The 21,218-nt window shown below is 63.8% G+C and carries 20 protein-coding genes; 17 read left to right on the forward strand and 3 right to left on the reverse strand.

Annotated elements, in window-relative coordinates; all coding sequences use genetic code 11:
• The 5 genes from DIE22_RS27990 to DIE22_RS28010 form a co-directional block, all read left to right on the forward strand.
• Positions 1-605 (forward strand): AHH domain-containing protein (locus DIE22_RS27990; protein ID WP_260426781.1); only part of this gene is annotated, 605 nt, incomplete at its 5' end.
• A 55-nt stretch (positions 606-660) separates the two neighbouring features.
• Positions 661-1,191, forward strand: a complete 531-nt coding sequence (locus tag DIE22_RS27995; RefSeq protein WP_260426782.1) for an imm11 family protein — start codon at positions 661-663, stop codon at positions 1,189-1,191.
• A 49-nt stretch (positions 1,192-1,240) separates the two neighbouring features.
• Positions 1,241-1,609 (forward strand): hypothetical protein, encoded by a 369-nt coding sequence (locus DIE22_RS38340; protein ID WP_185640702.1) that lies wholly within the window; start codon positions 1,241-1,243, stop codon positions 1,607-1,609.
• 5 nt (positions 1,610-1,614) lie between these two features.
• Positions 1,615-2,199, forward strand: coding sequence for a hypothetical protein (locus tag DIE22_RS28005; protein ID WP_124606548.1), 585 nt, complete (start codon positions 1,615-1,617; stop codon positions 2,197-2,199).
• Between the two features lie 206 nt (positions 2,200-2,405).
• On the forward strand, positions 2,406-2,723 hold the full coding sequence (locus DIE22_RS28010; protein WP_124606549.1) for a hypothetical protein: 318 nt from the start codon (positions 2,406-2,408) through the stop codon (positions 2,721-2,723).
• A gap of 87 nt (positions 2,724-2,810) precedes the next feature.
• Here the strand turns inward: DIE22_RS28010 and icmH are convergent, their stop codons facing one another.
• From icmH to tssJ, 3 genes are all read right to left on the reverse strand, one after another.
• Positions 2,811-3,593, reverse strand: a complete 783-nt coding sequence (gene icmH, locus DIE22_RS28015; protein ID WP_124500730.1) for a type IVB secretion system protein IcmH/DotU — start codon at positions 3,591-3,593, stop codon at positions 2,811-2,813.
• Positions 3,590-4,936, reverse strand: a complete 1,347-nt coding sequence (gene tssK, locus DIE22_RS28020; protein ID WP_059449792.1) for a type VI secretion system baseplate subunit TssK — start codon at positions 4,934-4,936, stop codon at positions 3,590-3,592. The genes icmH and tssK overlap by 4 nt, the downstream gene beginning before the upstream one ends.
• Before the next feature lie 102 nt (positions 4,937-5,038).
• Positions 5,039-5,650: a type VI secretion system lipoprotein TssJ gene (gene tssJ / locus DIE22_RS28025; protein WP_124500729.1), complete on the reverse strand. Its 612-nt coding sequence runs from the start codon at positions 5,648-5,650 to the stop codon at positions 5,039-5,041.
• Between the two features lie 378 nt (positions 5,651-6,028).
• On the opposite strand from tssJ, the gene DIE22_RS28030 reads away from it, so the two are divergent.
• The 12 genes from DIE22_RS28030 (at position 6,029) to DIE22_RS28085 (ending at position 21,177) form a co-directional block, all read left to right on the forward strand.
• Positions 6,029-6,670: a M48 family metallopeptidase gene (locus DIE22_RS28030; RefSeq protein WP_124500728.1), complete on the forward strand. Its 642-nt coding sequence runs from the start codon at positions 6,029-6,031 to the stop codon at positions 6,668-6,670.
• Between the two features lie 44 nt (positions 6,671-6,714).
• Positions 6,715-7,230 carry a type VI secretion system contractile sheath small subunit gene (tssB, locus tag DIE22_RS28035; protein ID WP_044845930.1) on the forward strand — a complete coding sequence of 172 codons (516 nt, stop codon included), beginning with the start codon at positions 6,715-6,717 and terminating at the stop codon, positions 7,228-7,230.
• A 15-nt stretch (positions 7,231-7,245) separates the two neighbouring features.
• A complete protein-coding gene (gene tssC / locus DIE22_RS28040) occupies positions 7,246-8,736 on the forward strand; it encodes a type VI secretion system contractile sheath large subunit (protein ID WP_039320274.1) in 1,491 nt (496 codons plus the stop codon).
• Between the two features lie 70 nt (positions 8,737-8,806).
• Positions 8,807-9,310, forward strand: a complete 504-nt coding sequence (locus DIE22_RS28045) for an Hcp family type VI secretion system effector (RefSeq protein ID WP_006477093.1) — start codon at positions 8,807-8,809, stop codon at positions 9,308-9,310.
• 62 nt (positions 9,311-9,372) lie between these two features.
• The gene (gene tssE / locus DIE22_RS28050) at positions 9,373-9,858 is read left to right on the forward strand and encodes a type VI secretion system baseplate subunit TssE (RefSeq protein WP_124500727.1); all 486 of its coding nucleotides are present in this window, start codon (positions 9,373-9,375) and stop codon (positions 9,856-9,858) included.
• 77 nt (positions 9,859-9,935) lie between these two features.
• Complete coding sequence (gene tssF / locus DIE22_RS28055; RefSeq protein ID WP_124500726.1) at positions 9,936-11,771, forward strand: type VI secretion system baseplate subunit TssF; 1,836 nt, start codon at positions 9,936-9,938, stop codon at positions 11,769-11,771.
• Positions 11,735-12,835 carry a type VI secretion system baseplate subunit TssG gene (gene tssG, locus DIE22_RS28060; RefSeq protein ID WP_124500725.1) on the forward strand — a complete coding sequence of 367 codons (1,101 nt, stop codon included), beginning with the start codon at positions 11,735-11,737 and terminating at the stop codon, positions 12,833-12,835. The genes tssF and tssG overlap by 37 nt, the downstream gene beginning before the upstream one ends.
• Positions 12,836-12,879: 44 nt before the next feature.
• Complete coding sequence (gene tssH / locus DIE22_RS28065; protein WP_124606550.1) at positions 12,880-15,549, forward strand: type VI secretion system ATPase TssH; 2,670 nt, start codon at positions 12,880-12,882, stop codon at positions 15,547-15,549.
• A 39-nt stretch (positions 15,550-15,588) separates the two neighbouring features.
• Positions 15,589-16,710, forward strand: coding sequence for a type VI secretion system protein TssA (gene tssA, locus DIE22_RS28070; protein ID WP_124606551.1), 1,122 nt, complete (start codon positions 15,589-15,591; stop codon positions 16,708-16,710).
• Positions 16,711-16,776: 66 nt separating this feature from the next.
• Positions 16,777-19,338, forward strand: a complete 2,562-nt coding sequence (locus tag DIE22_RS28075) for a type VI secretion system Vgr family protein (protein WP_124606552.1) — start codon at positions 16,777-16,779, stop codon at positions 19,336-19,338.
• Positions 19,338-20,360 (forward strand): DUF4123 domain-containing protein, encoded by a 1,023-nt coding sequence (locus tag DIE22_RS28080; protein ID WP_124606553.1) that lies wholly within the window; start codon positions 19,338-19,340, stop codon positions 20,358-20,360. The genes DIE22_RS28075 and DIE22_RS28080 overlap by 1 nt, the downstream gene beginning before the upstream one ends.
• Positions 20,361-20,373: 13 nt before the next feature.
• A complete protein-coding gene (locus DIE22_RS28085; RefSeq protein WP_124500720.1) occupies positions 20,374-21,177 on the forward strand; it encodes a DUF3304 domain-containing protein in 804 nt (267 codons plus the stop codon).
• Positions 21,178-21,218 lie beyond the last annotated feature (41 nt).

Genomic DNA, 21,218 nt, shown 5'->3' on the forward strand with positions numbered 1-21,218 from the left:
GATTTCTTCATGACAAGGTCTCTCCTGCGGCCTTGCCACTAACTTTACAGTGGGATACTTCAGAGGGGAAAGGTCACTATGATTCGAGTATCGGACGGTTCGTATCGAAAGACCCGATCGGGCTCGCTGGCGGGATCAACGTCTATCAATACGCGTCGAACCCGGTCGAATGGGTCGATCCGTTGGGGTTGGCGCCCCGCCGTCCTGCCCATGAAGCCAGCATTCAGCGAAAAGTTACCTGCCTCAAGTCGCAGGGGTTCCAAGAGCACCACATTATCAGCGACAAGAATTCGCAGACGAAGAATCACCCTCTAATTGCGCTTGCAGGCTTTGACCTTCAATCTCAAGCCAACAAAATCTATCTCCCAGATGACGAAAGCCTTCATCCGACTCGCTCGATCCACAACGGGCGTCATCCGAACATTGTAAGCACCAACCTGTCCAGACAAATGAACGACGTTGTGGCGATAGGAAAGCAGCAGGGTTGGGGCCAGAAACAGTATGACGAGGCTCTGCGTGGAATCATTGCGCGAGAGCGGGTCGAGCTGAAAGCAGGGAACCGGATGCTCAACAAGAACCATCGACCATGGGCGTGTCCAAACTAAGCGAGGAAATATGACGAAAATCTGGACCACGGAGGCGGACTATCCGGAAAGTCGGATGGCACTCTACGATGAGGCAAAAAATGGGGTGGATCGCTTTGAGTTGCAGGCGGCAGCGCGCGTCGTAAGATCCGATCCGTTGGTATTCGAGCTTCCAAAAAATGGTCTGTCAAAGATTCAAGACTACGGTGTCATCTGGTCAGACATCCTGATTCCGCTCGTAAGTGAAGCGGTGCGTATCGCGATTGAAGCGCTGACGAATGACGATGACGTACAGTTCATCCCGGCAGTTATTGAATCGAACGGAAAAGCTATTGATGGATCGTACTTTCTTCTTAATCCGATGAGGAAAGTTGACGTGGTTGATCATGACGCTTCTGAGCCGATAGTGGTGAAAATCTCAGGATTTCCTGATGCCAAAGTCGGCTTCAAAAAGATGGTCTTGCGCTCAGATTTCTCTGCCAATGGCATTGGCCGGCAATATGACTCCCCGACATACATTGTCGTGGGGGACCGACTGGCCGACGCTGTATTGCGCGCCACGAAGAAGGGAGTCAGATTCACTACTGGTATCCCTCCGGCCGGTTGATGTCGAACTGATCGGCAGTACCCGAGCAGAGAGTAAGACGATGTCGTCCGTGAATCGACTGCATACGTTTATCCGTCAAATGTTGGAGTGGGAAACGAGCTTTCACGCTGAAAAGAGGAGTGATGCGTACAAGCAAGATCAGAATTGCCGGGAGCAAGTCAATCAAGATGCTAAGCTCAAATTGAAGGAGATTTTCTCTGAAAATCTCAGCGCGAAGGCGTTGAGTGCCTTGGGCGCGGCGAGACTCGATACTTTGGGGGCAGGGCAGCCACCAGAGTATGGCCAGATTGTTTTGGTTGACACCGAGGCATACGCGGGGAATAGGATCAATATCGAGGCGGTTATCATGGAGTTGAGGCAGGCGGTTGCCCGCTTTCTCCTGCCTCGCTATTTAATTCAGCTCGTACTTCGAGTCTAGTTGCTATGCGAACCATTCCCGTAATTTTTATCCTCTTGTCGCTTGCAACAGCATCGCATGCCGACGATTTTCGGCCGAGAGCTGCAGCAACCCCTGACCTGGCGCATCCGAAGCTCTTCAAGGCCAACGGTCTGAACTTCCAGTTTCCGGCCGACTGGAAGATCACGGCAAACGATCGACTCCAGGACACCGATGGCCGGGGAGTCAGTATCGAAGCCGACAAATCCGCATTCGAAGTTCTGAATTTGGACGTCGTCGTTCAGGTGCTGCGAACCAAGGTCGCGCCTTCTTTCGAAGGCACTGCGCAGTACCTGTACGAGCGCCAAGTGGACGACAAGCCCGCCCAGTACACGAAGCCGGACTTTGCACAGTTCATGCTGAACGACAAATCTCCGGCGCTTGCTTCGCGCTATACACACACGATCTTCAATCAAGACGAGCTCTACGCGCATCGTCTCGATCTTGTTACAAGCAAGGTCTGCGGCAAGGGTTGGACCTGCGTAGTCTTCTCGTCCGGATTGGCTGCGAACGAGAGCGCCGCTAAGCAGGGCATGGCCAAGATCTATGAAACGATCCGCTACGAACCCTGAAGGGCCGTCCGACGCGGGAAATTAGACGCAATCTCGAATGGTAGTATTGCGTCCGTTAACCGACGACAGCAACCACTGAGCCAACCTCGTGCATGCGGAATTGGCATAATCACGGCTCGCCGATACGATCGTCGAGGCGCAGGCACGTCGTGCAGCTGCCGCCGTTCCGGCGCATTGATTCCAGTCCAGTTACCGCCGCAATACCCATGTCGACCACCCCCACGACCACCGCGTCGCTGCAACACATTCTCGAGCACCCCGGCGATTTCTCCGGATGGCTCTGCCTGCCGCCAACGCCGTGGACGCTCGATACCGAGGGCGCATTCATCGAATACGCCGACAACACCGAAGCCGATACGCCACCCACCACCGCACCGCACCCCGGCTGGCGCGTCACGCTGAACATCGCGACGATCGAGGACATCGTGATCAATGCGCATGACCAGGTCGACGAACCGAGCGCTGCACAATTGTTCGACGCGTTCGTGTTCTACGTCGACAACGAGGAATACATCCTGCTGTGACAACGCACGTCACAGTAAAAAAGGACCGCTCGGCGGTCCTTTTCCCTGAAGCGGCGGCACTCGAGCGACGCGCGTCGCTCAAGCTACTCAAGGCAACGAAATCGTCAAATTCGCCGACTCCGGTCCCACCTTGATCACCTGCGAGTAAGGCGCCAACGCCTGCAGCGTCTTGTCCTTCAGATAGGTATTGAGCCCGAGATACCCAAGCAGCGCCACAAGCGCAAACACCGCCCCGATCGCCCAAACCGGCACTTCACGCTTCAACCGATGCGCGATCTGATCCGGCAACGGCCAATGCGGCGCGAACGGTGCGCGCTTGCCCTTCATATGCGCGATCTCGTCGCCCAGCCGTGCGGTGAGGTACGCGAGCTTCTCCGGCCCCTCGAGCAGATACTTGCCCTGGAACCCGAGCAGCAGGCACATATGAAACACCTCGAGCGACTGCAACCGCGCCGCGCCTTGCGCGCGACATTCCTCGAGATACTGAAAGAACTTCTCCCCCGCGAGCTGCTCGCCGAACAGCACGAGCTGCAGCGGCCGGCGTTCCCAGTCCGTCCGGATCTTGAACTGCGACGACAGCACCATTTCGTCGACGGCCGCACAGTACGCGAACTTCGCGCCGTACACGTCCTCGGCAGGAATATTGAGCTTCTTCGCCCCGCGCTCGAAATCCGACAGGAATTCCTGGATTTTCGTGCTGAACTCGCTCGCGCTGTCCGGCTCGCGGCCGTTCTTGAGCAGGAACAGCATGAAGAACCCGTCGTACAGCAGGTCGAGCAGCGAACGGGCCTGGAACGCGGCGTCGGTCGACGCCGGGGTCTGCAACGGGGCCGGCGTGTTGTCGCCGAACAAGGAGGGCGCGTAGCTCATGATGTGACCGCGATCAGTTCGAACTTCAGGTCATTGATGCCAGTCGGCGCGTAGATCATCGCGGACTGGGCCTGCAGCATGCGTTCGTACAGCGCGCCGCGCGAATCGAGCTGGAAATAGCACGCGCCGGGCCGCACCGGGATCGCGGGCGGTACCTGCGGCATGTACGACAGCCGCACGCCAGGCATCGCCGACAGCACGAGCTTGTCGACGTCGTCGGGCGCGCCGACCTTGAACCGGGCCGGCACCGCATCGATGAGCTCGACGTTCGGCATGTCGGCGGACACCGCCAGATAGAACTCGGTCTTGTCGTCGATCTTGCCGGAATCGAGGCGGCCGAGGTGGAACGACGGACGCACTTCGTCGAGCGTGATCGCGAAGTAGCGCGTCGAGATCACGGTGTCGAGCAACTCGCGCAGCATCAAATCGAGACGTGCGAAACTCGGGCCCGGATCGTCATGGCGATACACGGGCAGGTCGGCGAGCGTATAGCCCTTCGAGAACGTCATCAACTGGCCCGCCAGGCGCAGCAGTTCCTGGAACAGCCGCTCCGGATGCAGCGCCGCGTGCTGGTGCAGGTGCGCGAGCGTCGCGAACGCGGCGTTCGCGGTGTGCAGCAGCCAGAACGACGCGATGTCGCCCGAGCGGAACTCGATGATGTTCTTCGACGGCTCGCGGTGAAAACCGTACAGCGCGTTCACCTTCGCCTGCAGTGCGTCGATGAGCTGGCGCAGCCGCTGGTGCAGGATCGGCGACGCCTCGATCGCGAGGCACGGCGGCACGAAGCTGTCGTCGATCTCGAAACCGGAAGTCGCGGTGCGGCGCACGCGCACGAGCGGCACCGACAGCAGCTGGTCGCGCGGCTCGCTGTGCGCGATCAGCTTGACCTGCGTCTTCAGGAACGTGATGTCGGCTTCGGCCGCGTCGGTGAAGTTGTCGGCGACGCTCGTCTGCTCGCTGACGAAACGCGTCATGAAGCCGGCGGCCGGGTCGTCGCTGTAGTTGGTGCCGTTCTCGCGCAGCGGGTGCAGCGCGAGGTAGAACACGAATTCGTTGATGCCGTCGGGCAGCGTGTCGAGCGCGATCGGCGGCGGCAGGTCGTCGGCCTGCGGCGCGGCATACAGCGCGCCGTCCGGGAACACGAGCGCGAGCTCGGCCACGCGCAGCACGTTGCTGCCGAGCGCATCGCGGTCGATGCGCACCGAGCGCACGCCCCAGTTGTACGGCTGGATCGCCTGGATCGATTCGAACAGGCGCGCCTCGTGGTAGGCGTCCTGCCGCTGGAAGTGTTGAGGCCGGAGGAACAGCCCTTCCCCCCAAAGCACCTTGGCCGAATAACTCATGTCAAATCCGGTTAATGTGACGTTGCGATGTAATCGATTTGGTCGTGCCCGAATTAATCGCCAATTTGTTAACTCTTGTTAATTGACACTCGTGCGTCATGTTTAACCGCAGGTGATCGACGAAAGCAAATTCAGCGGTTGCGAAGGCGCACCCTGTTGCGGTGCGATGACGGAGCCATCGGTGACCGTCATCGCGCAATTATGCAGGCCGATGATTATGCCGGATTTCTCCGACTTCGCCGGGTCGAACGCCAGTTTCCATCGCTGGATTGCGGGATCGCGGAACAGCGCGACGATGCCGAAGGCCTGCGCTTCGCGCGATACCTTTTCGGTCGCCGTATAGCGCTGGCCCGGAATCAGCGTGATTTCACGCACGTTGAGCAGATCGGCGCCCAGCGCGGCCTTTTCCTTGGTCGGATCGGTGAACGCATCGAATGGCGCCTGCTGGAACGAAGTCGGATCCTTCAGTGCGTAGAGTCTTACCACTAATGCGAGCGGCTTGCGGTCGTTCGCGGCATTCAGGTTGGGCGCGGCGGCGAGCGTGAGCCCGATGTTGCGCGGCGGCTTCTGGGAATCCGGCAGTTCGGGCTTGCCGACGCCGGCCGCCTGCAGCACGGCGCTCGCGGCCGAGCCGAGCAGCGGGGCGGCCGCGCATCCGGCCAGGAGCGCGCAGGCGATCAGCGGCAGCGCATAGCGAATCATGGACGATCTCATCGTATTTCCGGCGTGCCGCCTTTAACTCCCCTGTCAAAACTACCGGGCTTTTCCGCGTTCGCCGCGCATGCCCGGCGGATATGCCGTTCAACTATTGAGCACACATGCGAGGCATCGCGTCTTCGGAAAATTTTTCCGTCATCCGGGCGATGCGTTACCCTGCAAGTAAAACTTGCGCTTCCCGATCGATGGAAAAGCTGCCGTCGGGCCGCAGCCAGACGCGTTTCGAGGGGGTAGCGCACGGTTTTAAAAGGAATTACTCTGCACGCAGCGATTGAATTATGAAAAATTGATCGGTACTATACCCGCGCGCTTCTTGCAAAGCAAAAGAACCAGATTCTCAACGATTTTAATACTCACGCGCCGGTGGATATAACGATGAAAGACCGTCTCTTCGCAAAACTTTCTGGGGTAGTGCTGGCTTGCGGCGTGATCGCCGGTTGTGCGAGCCAGCCGCCGGCGCCGCCGACTGCCGAGGTGTTCAACAAGTCGCTGGCCGATGCAGACGCCGTTGCGAAGTCGGGGGACCAGGACAAGGCGCTCGGCCTGTACCAGCAACTCGCGAAGTCGGATCCGACGCGCGAGGAGCCGTGGTCGCGCATCGCGCAGATCCAGTTTGCACAGAACCACTATGGCCAGGCGATCGTCGCCGCGCAGGAAGCACTGCAGCGCGATGCGACCGACCGCCAGGCGAAGAGCGTGCTCGCCGTTGCAGGGCTGCGGATCGCGACGCAGTCGCTCGGCGAATTGCGCCAGGATGCGTCGCTCGCGGGTGACGCGAAGTCCGATGCGCAGGCGCTCGCGAAGCAGTTGCGCGACACGCTCGGCGAGTCGGCGCTGTTCCCGCCGGAGCAGCGGGCCACGAAGGCGCGCACGCCGCGCCGCATCGTTCATCGTCCGAAGGCCGGCACCGCACCGGCCGCTGAGGCGGCAACGACCGCGCCGACGCCGTCTGCGCCGCCGCAGGCCGCCGCGGCGCAGAAGGGCGGCGCCGATCCGTTCAGCGCGCTGCGCAACTGACCGCAACTGACGCGATAACCACAACTAACCTGGGAGCCGTCGAGATGGCCAAGAAAGAAAGCATTCAGAAAAGCTTGCAGAAGATACGGCCGCCGCGCGTCCAGCTGACCTACGAGGTCGAGAAGGGCGACGCGATCGAGGTGAAGGAACTGCCGTTCGTCGTCGGGGTCGTCGGCGATCTGGCGGGCCAGTCGGAAGTCGAGCAGCCGAAGCTGCGCGACCGCAAGTTCGTCAACATCGACCGTGACAACTTCGACGACGTGATGAAGGCGATCGAGCCGCGCGCCGCGTTCCAGGTGGAAAACCGCCTGAGCCCGGAAGGCGGCAAGTTCGCGGTCGACCTGAAGTTCCGTTCGCTGTCGGATTTCAGCCCGGACGAAGTCGTCGAGCAGGTCGAGCCGCTGCGCCGCCTGCTCGAGGCGCGCTCGAAGCTCGCCGACCTGCGCAACAAGCTCGCCGGCAACGACAAGCTCGAGGATCTGCTGTCGGAAGTGCTGAAGAACACGCAGCAGCTGCAGGAGCTCGCGAAGGGCACGGGCGGCGACAAAGACGGCGAATGACGACGGAGTGTTGAGATGAACCAGCAAACGGCTGCGGCCCAAGCGAGCGGCGCGGAATACGCCGCCGGGACTTCGCTGCTCGACGACATCGTCGAGAAGAGCAAGGTCGCGAAATCCGATTCCGAGCATGCGCGCGCGAAGGACCTGATCGGCGAGCTCGTGCACCAGGTGCTCGACGGCACGGTGATCGTGTCGGACAACCTGTCGGCGACGATCGACGCGCGCGTCGCGGAACTCGACCGCCTGATCTCCACGCAGCTGTCCGCGGTGATGCATGCACCGGAATTCCAGCGCCTCGAGAGCACGTGGCGCGGGATGGACTACCTGGTCAAGGAAAGCAACACCGGCCAGACGATCAAGATCAAGGCGCTGCACGCACCGAAGCGCGACCTCGTGCGCGACTTCAAGGGCGCGAGCGAGTTCGACCAGAGTGCGCTGTTCAAGAAGGTCTACGAAGAGGAGTTCGGCACGTTCGGCGGCTCGCCGTTCGGTGCGCTGATCGGCGATTACGAGATCTCGCGCCAGCCGGAAGACATGTACTTCATCGAGCAGATGTCGCACGTCGCGGCGGCGGCGCACGCGCCGTTCATCGCGTCGGCGTCGCCGGAGCTGCTCGGCCTCGAGTCGTTCTCCGACCTCGGCAAGCCGCGCGATCTCGGCAAGGTGTTCGACACGGTCGAATACGCGAAGTGGAAGTCGTTCCGCGATGCCGAGGATTCGCGCTACGTCGGCCTCACGCTGCCGCGCTTCCTCGGCCGCCTGCCGTTCAATCCGAAGGACGGCCAGACCGCGGAGAATTTCAACTTCGTCGAGGACGTCGACGGCACCGAGCACGACAAGTACCTGTGGTGCAATGCAGCGTGGGCCTTCGCGGCACGCCTGACGGCCGCGTTCGACGACTTCGGCTGGTGCGCGGCGATTCGCGGCGTCGAAGGCGGCGGCCTCGTCGAGGATCTGCCGACCCACACGTTTAAGACCGACGACGGTGAAGTCGCGCTGAAGTGCCCGACCGAAATCGCGATCACCGATCGCCGCGAGAAGGAGCTGAGCGACCTCGGCTTCATCCCGCTCGTCCATTGCAAGAACTCGGATTACGCAGCGTTCTTCGCCGCGCAATCGGTGCAGAAGCCGAAAAAATACAGCACCGACAGCGCGAATGCGAATGCCGTCCTGTCCGCCCAGCTTCAGTACATCTTCTCGGTATCGCGCGTCGCGCACTACCTGAAGGCGATGATGCGGGACAAGATCGGCAGCTTTGCATCGGCGCAGAACGTGGAGACTTTCCTCAACCGGTGGATTTCGCAGTACGTCCTGCTCGACGATAACGCATCGCAGGAACAGAAGGCGCAATTCCCGCTGCGCGAGGCATCCATACAAGTGTCGGAGATTCCGGGCAAGCCGGGCTCGTATCGTTCGGTCGCGTTCCTGCGCCCGCACTTTCAGCTCGACGAACTCTCGATTTCTCTGCGACTTGTCGCTGATCTGCCCAAACCGGCAAATTCATAAGCGAGTAAATCGCCCGGGCGGGCCGCCTGGGTAGGACGTTAAAACCACCTCTTTGGGGAGTCGAAGGGCCATGTTACATATGCACTTGCAGTTTGGTAGTCCGGCGGTGAAGGGCGAATCCGCGGACAAGGACCATCAGGGCTGGATCGAACTGAAATCGTGGGATCACTCGATCGTTCAGCCGCGTTCGGCAACGGCATCGACCGCAGGCGGTCACACGATGACGCGCTGCGAGCACGGCGACATGATCTTCACGAAGGAAATCGATTCGTCGAGCCCGCTGCTGTACCAGCACGCATCGGGCGGCACCACGTTCGATGAAGTGACGGTCCATTTCTCGCGCGCAGACGGTGAAGGCAAGCGCGTGCAGTACCTGGAAGTGAAGCTCAAGTACGTGATCATCTCGAGCATCGCGCCGAGCGTCCGCGAAGAAGGTCTGCCGCTCGAGACGTTCTCGCTGAAGTACGCGGCCGTGCAGTGGAAGCAGACCCAGCAGAAGATCGGCGGCAACCAGGGCGGCAACACGCAGGGCGCCTGGAGCCTGACGAAGAACGACAAGACCTACGCGGTCTAAGGTCGGTTGCGGCAACGGGGCGTTCTGCGTCCCGTTGCCGTTTTCGCTGTACACGCCGGCCGATGAAACGATTCGAACCCAGTTTTCTCGACAAGCTGTTCGACGACGAACCGCATCTTCCGGCCTCGGCCGCGATGCGGCAATTGTCGCTGGACGAGCTCAAGAACACGGTCGCCCGCGACGTCGAGGCGATCCTCAACACCCGTATCGCGCACACCGAAATCGAACTGGCCGCGCTGCCGGAATGCCAGAAGTCGGTGCTGACCTACGGGCTGAACGATTTCGCGGGGCTGAGCCTCGCGAGTCACTACGACCGTGCGTTTATCTGCAAGTCGATCCAGCAGGCCATCGCGCGCCACGAGCCGCGACTGCAGCAGGTGCAGGTGACGTTCGAGCTGAACGAGCAGTCGACCAACGCGCTTTACTTCGCGATCCAGGCGCTGCTCGTCGTGCATCCGGCCGAGGAGCCGGTGAGTTTCGACGCGATGCTGCAGCCTTCGACGCTGCAGTATTCGGTCACGCGCGCACGCGCGGCAAGAATGCCGTAAATCAAGCCGCCGAGCGGGCCGGACCGCCCGGTGGTGGATCAGGGTCCGGCAGGAAATATTGAGGTTCGGGGTCGTCGATGGAAGAATTGCTGCCGTATTACGAGCGCGAATTATCGTTTTTGCGGCGCTATTCGCGAGATTTCGCCGAACGCTATCCGAAGATCGCCGCGCGGCTCGCGTTGTCCGGCGAGCACTGCGAGGATCCGCACGTCGAGCGGATGATCGAGTCGTTCGCGCTGCTCGGCGCGCGCATCAACAAGAAGCTCGACGACGACTACCCGGAATTCACCGAAGCGCTGCTGGAAGTGCTGTATCCGCACTACCTTCGGCCGTTTCCGTCGTGCTCGATCGCGCAGTTCACGCCGGCTTCGCCCGGCCAGCAGACCGAACCGGTCGTGATCGACCGCGGCACCGAACTGAAGAGCCGTCCGATCCGCGGCGTGCAGTGCCGCTTCCGCACCGCGTACGACGTGACGCTCGCGCCGATCCGCATTTCGGAAGCACGCTACACGCCGGTCGCGCTCGCGCCGAGCGCGACGGTGCTGCCGTCCAACGCGACGGGCGTGATCTCGATCACGTTCGAATCGCTCGCCGCGCAGCTCGATCTCGGCGCACTGAAGCTGCCGACGCTGCGCGCGCACCTGCACGGCGAACAGTCGTTCGTCGCCGCGCTGACCGACTGCCTGTTCGTCAACGTGCTCGGCGCGTATGTCGAGCCCGAGCGCAACGGCCGCTGGACGGCGCTGCGCAAGCTGCCGATCGCGCACGCCGGCTTCGACGAGGACGACGCGCTGATCGACTACCCGGCGAAGTCGCACCCGGCCTATCGCCTGCTCACCGAATACTTCGCGTTTCCCGACAAGTTCGATTTCGTCGATTTCGACCTTGCGGCGATCGCGCGCGCATCGGGCCGCTGCCAGCGCGCGACGCTGCATCTGGTGCTGCAGGACGTGCGCAGCGATTCGCACGTCGCGCGGCTGCTCGAGCTGCTGACGGCCAGCCATTTCCGGCTGTTCTGCACGCCGATCGTCAACCTGTTTCGCCAGCACGGCGAGCCGATCCGCATCACGCACCGCGCGGTGTCGTATCCGGTGATCGCCGAGGCACGGCGCGCGTTCGCGTACGAGGTGTACTCGATCGATTCGGTGAAGCTCGTCCGGCAGCAGGCGCACGAGGAATCGGTGATCGAGTTCAGGCCGTTCTATTCGCTGCATCACGGCGAAGCGGCGCGGATCGGCCACTACTGGTTCGCGCGCCGCAATGACTGGGTCGCGCAGAAGAGCCCCGGCTACGAAACCGAGATCTCGATCGTCGACATCGACTTCGAGCCGACATCGCCGCAGACCGACACGCTCAGCCTCGACCTCACCTGCACGAATCGCGATCTGCCGTCGATGCTCGCGTTCGGCCTCGAAGGCGGCGACCTGTTCCAGGAAGGCGGCGCGCAGACGAGCGGCATCTCGATGCTGCGCCGCCCGACGCAGAGCGTGCGCTTCGAGCGCGGCCGCGCCGCGCACTGGCGGCTGGTGTCGCACCTCGCGCTGAACCACGTGTCGCTGGTCGCGCACGGGCTCGCGCCGCTCAAGGAAATGCTGACGCTGTACGACCTGCGGCGCACCGCCGTATCGATGCGCCAGATCGACGGCCTCGTCGGCGTCGAGCAGCGCGGCGCCGTGCAGTGGCTGCCGGGCAAGCCGTTCGCGACCTTCGTGCGCGGCATCGAGATCCGCCTGACGATCAACGAGGAACACTTCGTCGGTGCGAGCCTCGCGTCGTTCGTGCGCGTGCTCGACAGCTTCTTCGGGCTATATGTCCACCTCAACAGTTTCGTTCAACTAGTCGTGGTGTCGAAGCGCACCGGCGAGGAGATCATCCGATGCAAGCCCCGGACCGGCGAATCGATCCTGGCGTAGTCGACGCGCTGCTCGACGAGCCGCACCGCTTCGAGTTCTTCCAGGCGGTGCGCGTGCTCGAGGGGCTGTTCGCGCGGCAGGCGTCCGATGCGCCCGGCGCATGGCGGCAGGGCGACGTCGTCGCGCAGCGCATCGCGTTCCGCAACACGCTGTCGCTCGGCTTCCCGCCGAGCGAGATCGAAGGCGCCCGCTCGTTCGACGACGGCGGCACGCTGCTTGATTCGGGCGATGAACGCGGTGCCGCGCTTGCGGCCGGCGAGCTCGGTCACGTCGAGCTGACGCCCGCGTTCTTCGGGCTGCTCGGCGGTCAGGGCGCGCTGCCGCTGCACTACACCGAGCAGATCGTCGCGCGCGAGCACCTGAAGCGCGACCACGCGGCACGCGCGTTCTTCGACGTGTTCTCGAACCGCGCGACCGCGCTGTTCTACGCGGCGTGGAAGAAATACCGGCTGCCGTTCCATTACGAACTCGATCGCGACGAGCGCTATTTGCCGCTGCTGCTCGCGATCGCCGGCGTGCCGAGCGACGAGGTGCGCGACAGCCTCGCGGCCGGCGCGGGCGGCGTGCTCGACGAGGCCGTCGCCGGCTACGCGCTCGCCGCGCGGCACCGGCCGATGTCGGCCGCGTACCTGCAGCGCACGCTGTCCGATTACTTCCGTGTGCCGGTGAAGATCGACCAGTTCGTCGGCAAGTGGTACGAGGTGCCGCCCGACCAGCTGAGCGTGCTCGGTGAGGTCAACGCAGTGCTCGGTGCGACGGCACTCGTCGGCGAACGGGTGTGGCAGCGCGACATGCGCGCGCGGATCGTCGTCGGCCCGCTGTCCAAGCGCGACTACGAGGCATTCCTGCCCGGCGCCGCGCACGCGATCGCGCTCGAACGGATGCTGACGCTGCTCGCCGGCGTCACGCTCGAATACGAGGTCAAGCTCGTGCTGAAGCGCACCGAGGTCGGCGCGAGCGTGCTCGGCGCGGGCTCGCGGCTCGGCTGGGACGCGTTCCTCTGCACGCGCGACGCGGTCGACGACCGCTCGGACGCCCGCTACGAACTGCACGTGATTCACTGATTCCGAACGACAACAAACACGCATTCGAACCTGAGATCGACGCCATGAGCACGCCTCTGAAGACCCTGATCACGAAACTGAATCCGCTGTGCCGGCACGCGACCGAGCGGGCGGCGAGCGCGTGCCTGGCGCGCGGCCATTACGAGGTCGATCTGGAGCACCTGTTCCTCGCGCTGCTCGAGGAAGCGACGGGCGACCTGCCGCTCGCGCTGCGCGCAAGCCGCGTCGATCCGCATGCGCTGCGCGCCGATCTCGAGCGCGAGCTCACGCGCCTGAAGACGGGCAATACGCGCACGCCGGTGTTCTCCGTGCACCTGATCGCTCTGTTCGAGCAGGCGTGGCTGATCGCGTCGCTCGATTCGCAGCTCGGCCGCATCCGCTCGGGGCACCTGCTGCTCGCGCTGCTGACCGCGCCCGATCTCGCGCAATTCGCGCAGCGCATGTCGTCGCAGTTCGCGGAAATGAACGTGACGGATCTGAAGCACAAGTTCGACGAGATCATGGCCGGCTCGAGCGAGGCCGAACCGCGCCAGCCGGATGCGGAAGGCGGCGACGTCGCGCCGGCCGCCGACGGCGCCGCACCCGTGGCGGGCCCGTCGAAGACGCCCGCGCTCGACACGTACACCACCAACCTCACGCAGCGCGCGCGCGATGGCAAGATCGACCCGGTGATCGGCCGCGAAGCGGAGATCCGCCAGGCGATCGACATCCTGATGCGCCGCCGCCAGAACAACCCGATCATGACCGGCGAGGCCGGCGTCGGCAAAACGGCGGTCGTCGAGGGTCTCGCGCTGCGGATCGCGGCCGACGACGTGCCGCCGCCGTTGCGCGGCGTCGCGCTGCACGTGCTCGACATGGGGCTGCTGCAGGCCGGCGCGAGCGTGAAGGGCGAGTTCGAGAACCGCCTGAAGAGCGTGATCGACGAGGTGAAGAAGAGCGCGCACCCGATCATCCTGTTCATCGACGAGGCGCACACCATCATCGGCGCGGGCGGCCAGGCCGGCCAGAACGACGCGGCGAACCTGCTGAAGCCGGCACTCGCGCGCGGCGAGTTGCGCACGATCGCCGCGACGACGTGGAGTGAATACAAGAAGTACTTCGAGAAGGATGCGGCGCTCGCGCGGCGCTTCCAGGTCGTGAAGGTCGAGGAGCCGAGCGAGCCGCTCGCCGCGGCGATGCTGCGCGGGATGTCCGGACTGATGGAGAAGCACTTCAACGTGCGGATCCTCGACGACGCGATCACCGAGGCCGTGCGCCTGTCGCATCGCTACATCAGCGGCCGCCAGCTGCCGGACAAGGCGATCAGCGTGCTCGACACCGCGTGCGCGAAGGTCGCGCTCGCGCACAGCGCAACGCCGGCGGCGATCGACGACACCAAGAAGCGCATCGAGCGCATCGACGCGGAAATCGCGTCGCTGGAGCGCGAAGCGGCGGGCGGCGCGTCGCACGACGAGCGGCTCGGCGAACTGCGCGGCGCGCGCGACACGGCGCTCGCGCAATTGACCGAGGACGAGGCGCGCTATGAGGCCGAGCGCGTGATCGTCGCCGAGATCAGCGAATTGCGCGACACGCTCGACAAGGCGCGCGGCCCGTCGGAAGACGGCGAGCCGGTCGATGTGCCGGCCACGCGCGAGAAACTGGCCGAACGTGTCGCGGCGCTGCACGCGCTGCAGGGCGGCGAGCCGATGGTGCCGCTGCAGGTCGACGGCCACGTCGTCGCCGAGATCGTCGCCGCGTGGACGGGCATTCCGCTCGGCCGGATGGTGAAGGACGAGATCGACACCGTGCTGAACCTGCAACCGCTGCTGACCGCGCGCGTGATCGGGCAGGACCATGCGCTCGACGCGATCGCGCAGCGCGTGCGCACGGCGACCGCGAACCTTGAGGATCCGAACAAGCCGCGCGGCGTGTTCATGTTCGTCGGGCCGTCGGGTGTCGGCAAGACCGAGACGGCGCTCGCGCTGGCCGACATCCTGTACGGCGGCGAGCGCAAGATGGTCACGATCAACATGAGCGAGTACCAGGAAGCGCACAGCGTGTCGGGCCTGAAGGGTTCGCCGCCGGGTTACGTCGGCTACGGCGAGGGTGGTGTGCTGACCGAGGCCGTGCGTCGCAACCCGTATTCCGTCGTGCTGCTCGACGAGGTCGAGAAGGCGCACCCGGACGTGCTCGAGATGTTCTTCCAGGTGTTCGACAAGGGCACGATGGACGACGCCGAAGGGCGCGAGATCGACTTCCGCAACACGCTGATCATCCTGACGTCGAACGTCGGCTCGGCCGCGGTGATGCAGGCGTGCCTGAACAAGCCGGCCGAGGAACTGCCTGATCCGGACGCACTTGCCGAGGCGCTGCGCCCGCAGCTGTACAAGACGTTCAAGCCGGCGTTCCTCGGCCGGATGAAGGTCGTGCCGTACTACCCGATTTCCGACGACGTGCTGGCCGAGATCATCGACCTGAAGCTCGAACGGATCCGCCGTCGCATCGAAGCGAACCACAAGGCCGCGTTCGAATGGGACGAATCGCTCGTCGATGCGGTGCTCGCGCGCTGCACCGAGGTCGATTCGGGCGCCCGCAACGTCGACCATATCCTGAACGGCACGCTGCTGCCGGAGATCGCGGGCCACGTGCTCGGCCGGATCGCCGACGGCGCGGCCATCGCGCGCATCGCGGTGCGCGCGGACGAGGCCGGCGAATTCGCGTACACCGTCGAATGAGCGCGGCCGCGCAACACGCACAGATGAACTGACCGAACCATGCCGATCAATCTCCCCGAGCTGCTGACGCCGATCAGCGATGCGTCGCCCAGCGGCGACGACCTGCTGTTCTCGAACGAATTCGACGCGATCCAGGACGCGCGCCGCTATGACGATCCGACGCTCGACCAGGGCGAGTGGGTAACCGAGATCAAGGAGGCCGACTGGGGCTTCGTCGTCGATCACGCGGGCGAGCTGTTGCGCACGCGCACGAAGGACCTGCGGCTCGCCGTGTGGCTGACCGAGGCGCTCGCGCTGGAGGACGGCATCACCGGCCTCACCGAAGGCTATGCGCTGCTGGAAGGCCTGTGCCGCGACTACTGGGACACGGTGCATCCGCTGCCCGAGGGCGACGACGTCGAATACCGGCTCGGCAACGTCACATGGCTGTCCGGCCGCACGGCCGAACTGCTGCGCGGCATTCCCGTGACGGAAGGCGCGTCGAACGCGTTCACCACGCTCGACTGGGAGGTTGCGCAGCACGTGGCGCAGGCCGTGAAGCGCGACCCCGAACACGCGGACGACATCGCGCGCGGCAAACCGTCGGTCGAGCAGGTCGATGCGTCGCGGCGCGTGACGCCGATCGCGTTCTACACGGCGCTGCTCGCGAACCTCAAGGCGTTCGAGATTGCGCTCGACGCGTTCGAGGAGCGGCTCGTCGAACGCGCGGGCGATTCGGCGCCGAGCTTCCGGCAGACGCGCGACGCGTTCGAGACCGTATACCGGCTCGCCGAGCGCTTTGCACGCGAGCAGGGCTATACGGGCAGCGCGCCGCATGCGCCGTCGGCACAGCAGGCGCAGCCCGAGCGCATCGAGCCGAGCTTCGGCGATGCGTTCCATACCGAGGAGACCCATGTGCAGCCGCAGACCGCTCCGCGTCCGCCGGTGACGCAAATGATCGCCGGCATCCAGAACCGTGCGCAGGCCGTCGACCAGTTGCGTGCGGTCGCGCGTTATTTCCGCCAGACCGAGCCGCACAGCCCGGTCGCGTATCTCGCGGACAAGGCTGCCGAATGGGCCGACATGCCGCTGCACAAGTGGCTCGAGAGCGTCGTGAAGGACGACGGGTCGCTGTCGCATATCCGTGAGCTGCTCGGGGTGAGGCCCGACGAGCAGTCCTGAACGACGGAACCTTGACCTGAGAGCGCGGGCCCGGTGCGGCTCGCGGCAACAAGAACAGGAAAACGCATGAACGTGACCGAACTGGCACAGGCGATCCGCGGTGGCCTGATTCAGCAGGACCGCCTGCTGAAGACGGACATCCCGTCGCTACCGAACAATGCACTCGTGCCGCGCCGCGCCGTGACCCGTTCCGAGCTCGGCCGCGATTTCAGCGTTGCACTCGATCTGGTGTCCACCGCGAGCGACGTCGAGCTCAAGACGCTGATCGCGCAGCCGATCACGCTGTGGATCCAGCAGGCGGACAAGTCGTATCTGCCGATCAACGGCTATATCCACACGGCGCGGCGGCTCGGCGCTGACGGCAGCCTGTCGAGTTACCAGCTGCGCTTCGCGTCGTGGATGCACTTCCTCAAGTTCCGCAGCGACATGCGGTACTGGCAGGACAAGCCGGTCGACGAGATTCTCGCCGACGTGTTCGATACGCATCCGCAGGCCAAGGGCCAATACCAGTTCGCGCTGTCGCAGCCGTTGCCGTCCCGGTCATACTGCCGCCAGAGCGAAACCGACTGGAACTTCGTGCACCGGCTGATGGAGGACGAAGGGCTGTTCGGTTTCTGGCGGCACAGCGAGGACGGGAAGGCACATACGCTCGTCATCACCGATGACCTGCATGCGGTCGATGCGCTGTCGCCGAATGCCGTCACGTTCGACCGCGCGGGCATGGGCACCGAAACGGCCGGTTTCACGCAATGGGCCGCGTCGCGGACGTTGCAGAGCACGCAGCACACGACGCGCACGTTCGACTACAAATCGCCGTCGTCGGCGGGCAGCCCGAACGGCACGACGTTGCCGACGAAGGCCGGCCAGGGCGATCTGCCCAACCAGGCGGAAATCTACGAATACACCGGCGCGTACACGTATCCGGGGCAGGACCGCGGCGAACACCTGTCGAAGATTCGCCTCGAGGAGTGGGAGTCGCGTGCGAAGCGCTTCTTCGGCGCGGGTGGCGCGCGCGCGATCGATGCCGGCCGGCGTTTCACGCTGACCGGCCATCCCGAGCACGACCGCGATTCGGCGGGCGATCGCGAGTTCGCGGCCATTGGCGTCACGCGGTTCATTGAGAACAATCTGCCGATCTCGGACCACGAAGCGAACTTCCCGCATAGCCTGCAGGATCAGCTGGCACGCGTGAAGGCCGGTCACGGGGAAGCGGCTGCGTTCGAGGTCGGGCATGACGACGGCTCCGCCGGGTTTTATCTCGTCGAGGTCGAGGCGCAGCGGGCAAGCGTGCCGTACCGCAGCCCGTTCGAGCACCGCAAGCCCGCGATGCAGCTCGAGACCGCCGTCGTCGTCGGGCCGAAGGGCGAGGAGGTCTATACCGACGAACTGAACCGGATCAAGGTCATGTTCGTCTGGGACCGGCAGAGCGAAGGCCGCGAGAATGCGTCGTGCTGGATGCGCGTCGTGCAGTCGGATACCGGCGCGGGTTATGGCGGCGTGCATATTCCGCGGGTTGGTGAGGAAGTGCTGATCGGCTACATCGGCGGCGATTGCGACCGGCCGATCGTCATGCATCGCGTCTACAACGGTGCCGCCAAGCCGCAATGGCATAGCGACGGGATCCTGTCGGGCTTCCGGTCGAAGGAATATGCGGGATCGGCGCACAACGAGATGGTGCTCGACGACGCGACCGGGCAGAACCGCGCGCGCCTATTCAGCAGCAGCGCGAATTCGCTGCTGCATCTCGGCTACCTGATCGAGCAGAACGGCAACACGCGCGGCGCGTATCTCGGGTCCGGATTCGATCTGCGCACGGACGCGTATGGCGCGATGCGTGCCGGGCAGGGCTTGTATGTGACGACGCATCCGAAGCAGGCGAACAGCCAGCCGCTCGACGTGAGCGAAGCGAAGCAGCAACTCGTCAATGCGAAGGGGCTGATCGAGTCGATGTCGCAGGTCAGCGAGACGCATCAGGCGGAGAGTCTCGGCAGCGGTCACGATGCGCTGAAGCAATTCACCGATGCGACGCAGAACGGCGTGCCGGGCGCGACGGCGGGCGGCGGCAGGACAGCCGGCGGCGGGACGGGCAATGCGAATGCGTTCAAGGAGCCGGTGATGCTGTTCGCGAGTCCGGCGGGGATCGGGGTGGCGTCGCAGCAGTCGGTGCATCTGGCCAGCGACCGGCAGACCAATATCGTCAGCGGGGAAAGCACGTTCATCACCAGCGGGAAGTCGCTGATCGCCGGCATCCGGGATCGCATCAGCCTGTTTGCGCAGAACGCCGGGATGAAACTGTTCGCCGCGAAGGGCAACGTCGAGCTCCAGGCGCATGCGGACAACATCGAACTCACCGCGCAGAAGAGCGTGAAGATGGTGGCGGCGACCGACGCCGTCGACGTGGCCGCGAAGCAGGAAATCCTGCTCACGTCGGGTGGTGCCTATATCCGGATCAAGGGCGGCAACGTCGAGATTCACGCGCCGGGGAAGATCGATTTCAAGGGTGCTCAGCACCAGTTCAGCGGTCCGACGAGCATGCAGTATCCGCTGCCTGCGTTGCCGGGCGGTACGTGCAAGCAATGCGTGCTGAATGCGCACAGCGGTCGTGAATCGATGGTCGAGGCGGATTGATGGACGAAGTCAACGATACGGATGACACCGTCCAGATGGCCGCGGATCTGCCGAATCCTCGCGAGCCTGAATGGCCGGCATTCGTGGAAACGCTGAAGGCGTCGCTGGAGCGCGAGGCCGACGACGGCCGCGCGCTGCGGCTTTACGTGCTTGTCGACACGCGCGGCTATCAGGAGCTGGACACGCAGCTCGCAGCCGTGCGCGGACTGCGCCACGCGTCGCTTTGGACCGACACCGGGCTGGATGCCTATACGGATATCGCGCCATACCTGATTGCATTCGACCGTCAGGCGCTCGACGACGAGGATGCCGAGCAGCATCGTGTGCTGCGCCAGTTGTGGCTGGATGCGGTCGATCTGCATGCTGTGACGTGGTTATGCTCGGCGTGGTCGTTCGACGCGCTCGATGCGCATTTGCGCCAGTACGTGAAGTACACGCTGCCGAACGGTCGCGCGTACTACCTGTTTTTCTTCGACAACCACGTATTCGGGCGGCTTCGACAGGTGTGGAGCGACACGCAGGCGCAGCAGTTCGTCGCGCCGTTCGGCGAGATCCGGTATCGCGACCGGCGGCTTGACGAGGTCGTGTGGCGCAATGACACGCCGGTGATCGAAGGCGCGATGCCGACGGGTGATGCGCCGGGCCTCAGCGAGCGACAGCATGCGCAACTGATCGAGCTCGGGTATCCGGACAAGCTCGTGCTGAAGTTTCGCGAGACGATGGGGGCGATGGTTGATCACCTGTCCGATGCGGAACTGCATGACCAGGTCGTCGAGCAACTCGATCGTGCTGCGGCGCACGGGATTACCGATGAAGCGGAATTGCAGCGCTACGTGATGACGGGCTTGCTGGTCTCGCCGCGATTCGACGAGCATCCGGCCGTGCAGGCGTGTCTTGGAGCCGTGGCTCACGGCCAGACGACGCTCAATGATGCGCTGGCGACGATCGACGATTCGGCGTGGGATGCGATTCGCGATGCGCATGAGCGGGAATCGCTGGAGGCGCTTCGTGGCGTGGCGTAGGTCCGTACTGGGAATGTTCCTGCTTGCGACCGCTTTGAGCGCGTGCGGGAAATCGGAACCGGTGTATAGCGGGATTTCGGTAATGGGCCGGAATTATCTGCCGTACAACATGAGCGGTTTCACCGTGACCGACGCGTTTGGAAACAAGGCAAGCGGAGGCGGGGACGACCCGCCGGGCGCGGGTGGTGGGAGCGTGACGTGCTGCTACCGACTCAAGGGCTCCGAGTTCACGGTCCAATGGAAGTATTACGACGCAGACCGATGGAGGATGGACGATGCGCACGAGCTGCAAGTCGAGAAAAAAGTTGTGATGCCGCCGTCACCCCTTCCCGAGAAGGTTGGCAGCCGTATTCTCGAAGTTCATTTCTATCCGGATCGTCACGTCGAACTTCAGTTTCCTGGTGAACTTCTCGACAGTTCGCGTATTCCGATCGTCGACGTTTCCCGATGGATGGCGACTCGCTACCAGGCGCAACTGGACAGGAAGTTTGCAGATACGGACGGGCAGTCGCATCGACGCATCGCGCGTGCAGTGGCCGCTGCGTGGCTGAAATACCGACTGACCGATCGGCGTGATCTCGAGCAATACGCGTACTTCGACCTGCTTGTGAACAGCCGATTCGATTCGCACCCGACGGTTCAGCGCATCTTGCAGACTGCTGCCGGGCAACCTGGTACGTTCGCGAAGTCGATGCACGCCCTGCCGAAGAACGTGTTGTCCGCGTTGGCGAGCGGCAGCTTCGAACCCGTGGCTGTCCCGGCAGTTCCCGACGGCCTGCTACCGTCACCACGTGTGGACGAGGCGCGGCATGGTTGATTGCGCGGAGAGCGGTTCGGGGAACAACAGAAGGGCGCCTT

Source organism: Burkholderia sp. Bp9142 (genome assembly GCF_003853415.1).
Taxonomy (GTDB): Bacteria; Pseudomonadota; Gammaproteobacteria; order Burkholderiales; family Burkholderiaceae; genus Burkholderia.

Bases quoted from the DNA above. Each gene is read 5' to 3' on its own strand.
- DIE22_RS27995 (WP_260426782.1), top strand. From the start codon at position 661: ATGGCACTCTACGATGAGGCAAAAAATGGGGTGGATCGCTTTGAGTTG.
- DIE22_RS28005 (WP_124606548.1), top strand. From the start codon at position 1,615: ATGCGAACCATTCCCGTAATTTTTATCCTCTTGTCGCTTGCAACAGCA.
- DIE22_RS28010 (WP_124606549.1), top strand. From the start codon at position 2,406: ATGTCGACCACCCCCACGACCACCGCGTCGCTGCAACACATTCTCGAG.
- icmH (WP_124500730.1), bottom strand. From the start codon at position 3,593: ATGAGCTACGCGCCCTCCTTGTTCGGCGACAACACGCCGGCCCCGTTG.
- tssK (WP_059449792.1), bottom strand. From the start codon at position 4,936: ATGAGTTATTCGGCCAAGGTGCTTTGGGGGGAAGGGCTGTTCCTCCGG.
- tssJ (WP_124500729.1), bottom strand. From the start codon at position 5,650: ATGAGATCGTCCATGATTCGCTATGCGCTGCCGCTGATCGCCTGCGCG.
- DIE22_RS28030 (WP_124500728.1), top strand. From the start codon at position 6,029: ATGAAAGACCGTCTCTTCGCAAAACTTTCTGGGGTAGTGCTGGCTTGC.
- tssB (WP_044845930.1), top strand. From the start codon at position 6,715: ATGGCCAAGAAAGAAAGCATTCAGAAAAGCTTGCAGAAGATACGGCCG.
- tssC (WP_039320274.1), top strand. From the start codon at position 7,246: ATGAACCAGCAAACGGCTGCGGCCCAAGCGAGCGGCGCGGAATACGCC.
- DIE22_RS28045 (WP_006477093.1), top strand. From the start codon at position 8,807: ATGTTACATATGCACTTGCAGTTTGGTAGTCCGGCGGTGAAGGGCGAA.
- tssE (WP_124500727.1), top strand. From the start codon at position 9,373: ATGAAACGATTCGAACCCAGTTTTCTCGACAAGCTGTTCGACGACGAA.
- tssF (WP_124500726.1), top strand. From the start codon at position 9,936: ATGGAAGAATTGCTGCCGTATTACGAGCGCGAATTATCGTTTTTGCGG.
- tssG (WP_124500725.1), top strand. From the start codon at position 11,735: ATGCAAGCCCCGGACCGGCGAATCGATCCTGGCGTAGTCGACGCGCTG.
- tssH (WP_124606550.1), top strand. From the start codon at position 12,880: ATGAGCACGCCTCTGAAGACCCTGATCACGAAACTGAATCCGCTGTGC.
- tssA (WP_124606551.1), top strand. From the start codon at position 15,589: ATGCCGATCAATCTCCCCGAGCTGCTGACGCCGATCAGCGATGCGTCG.
- DIE22_RS28075 (WP_124606552.1), top strand. From the start codon at position 16,777: ATGAACGTGACCGAACTGGCACAGGCGATCCGCGGTGGCCTGATTCAG.
- DIE22_RS28080 (WP_124606553.1), top strand. From the start codon at position 19,338: ATGGACGAAGTCAACGATACGGATGACACCGTCCAGATGGCCGCGGAT.
- DIE22_RS28085 (WP_124500720.1), top strand. From the start codon at position 20,374: ATGTTCCTGCTTGCGACCGCTTTGAGCGCGTGCGGGAAATCGGAACCG.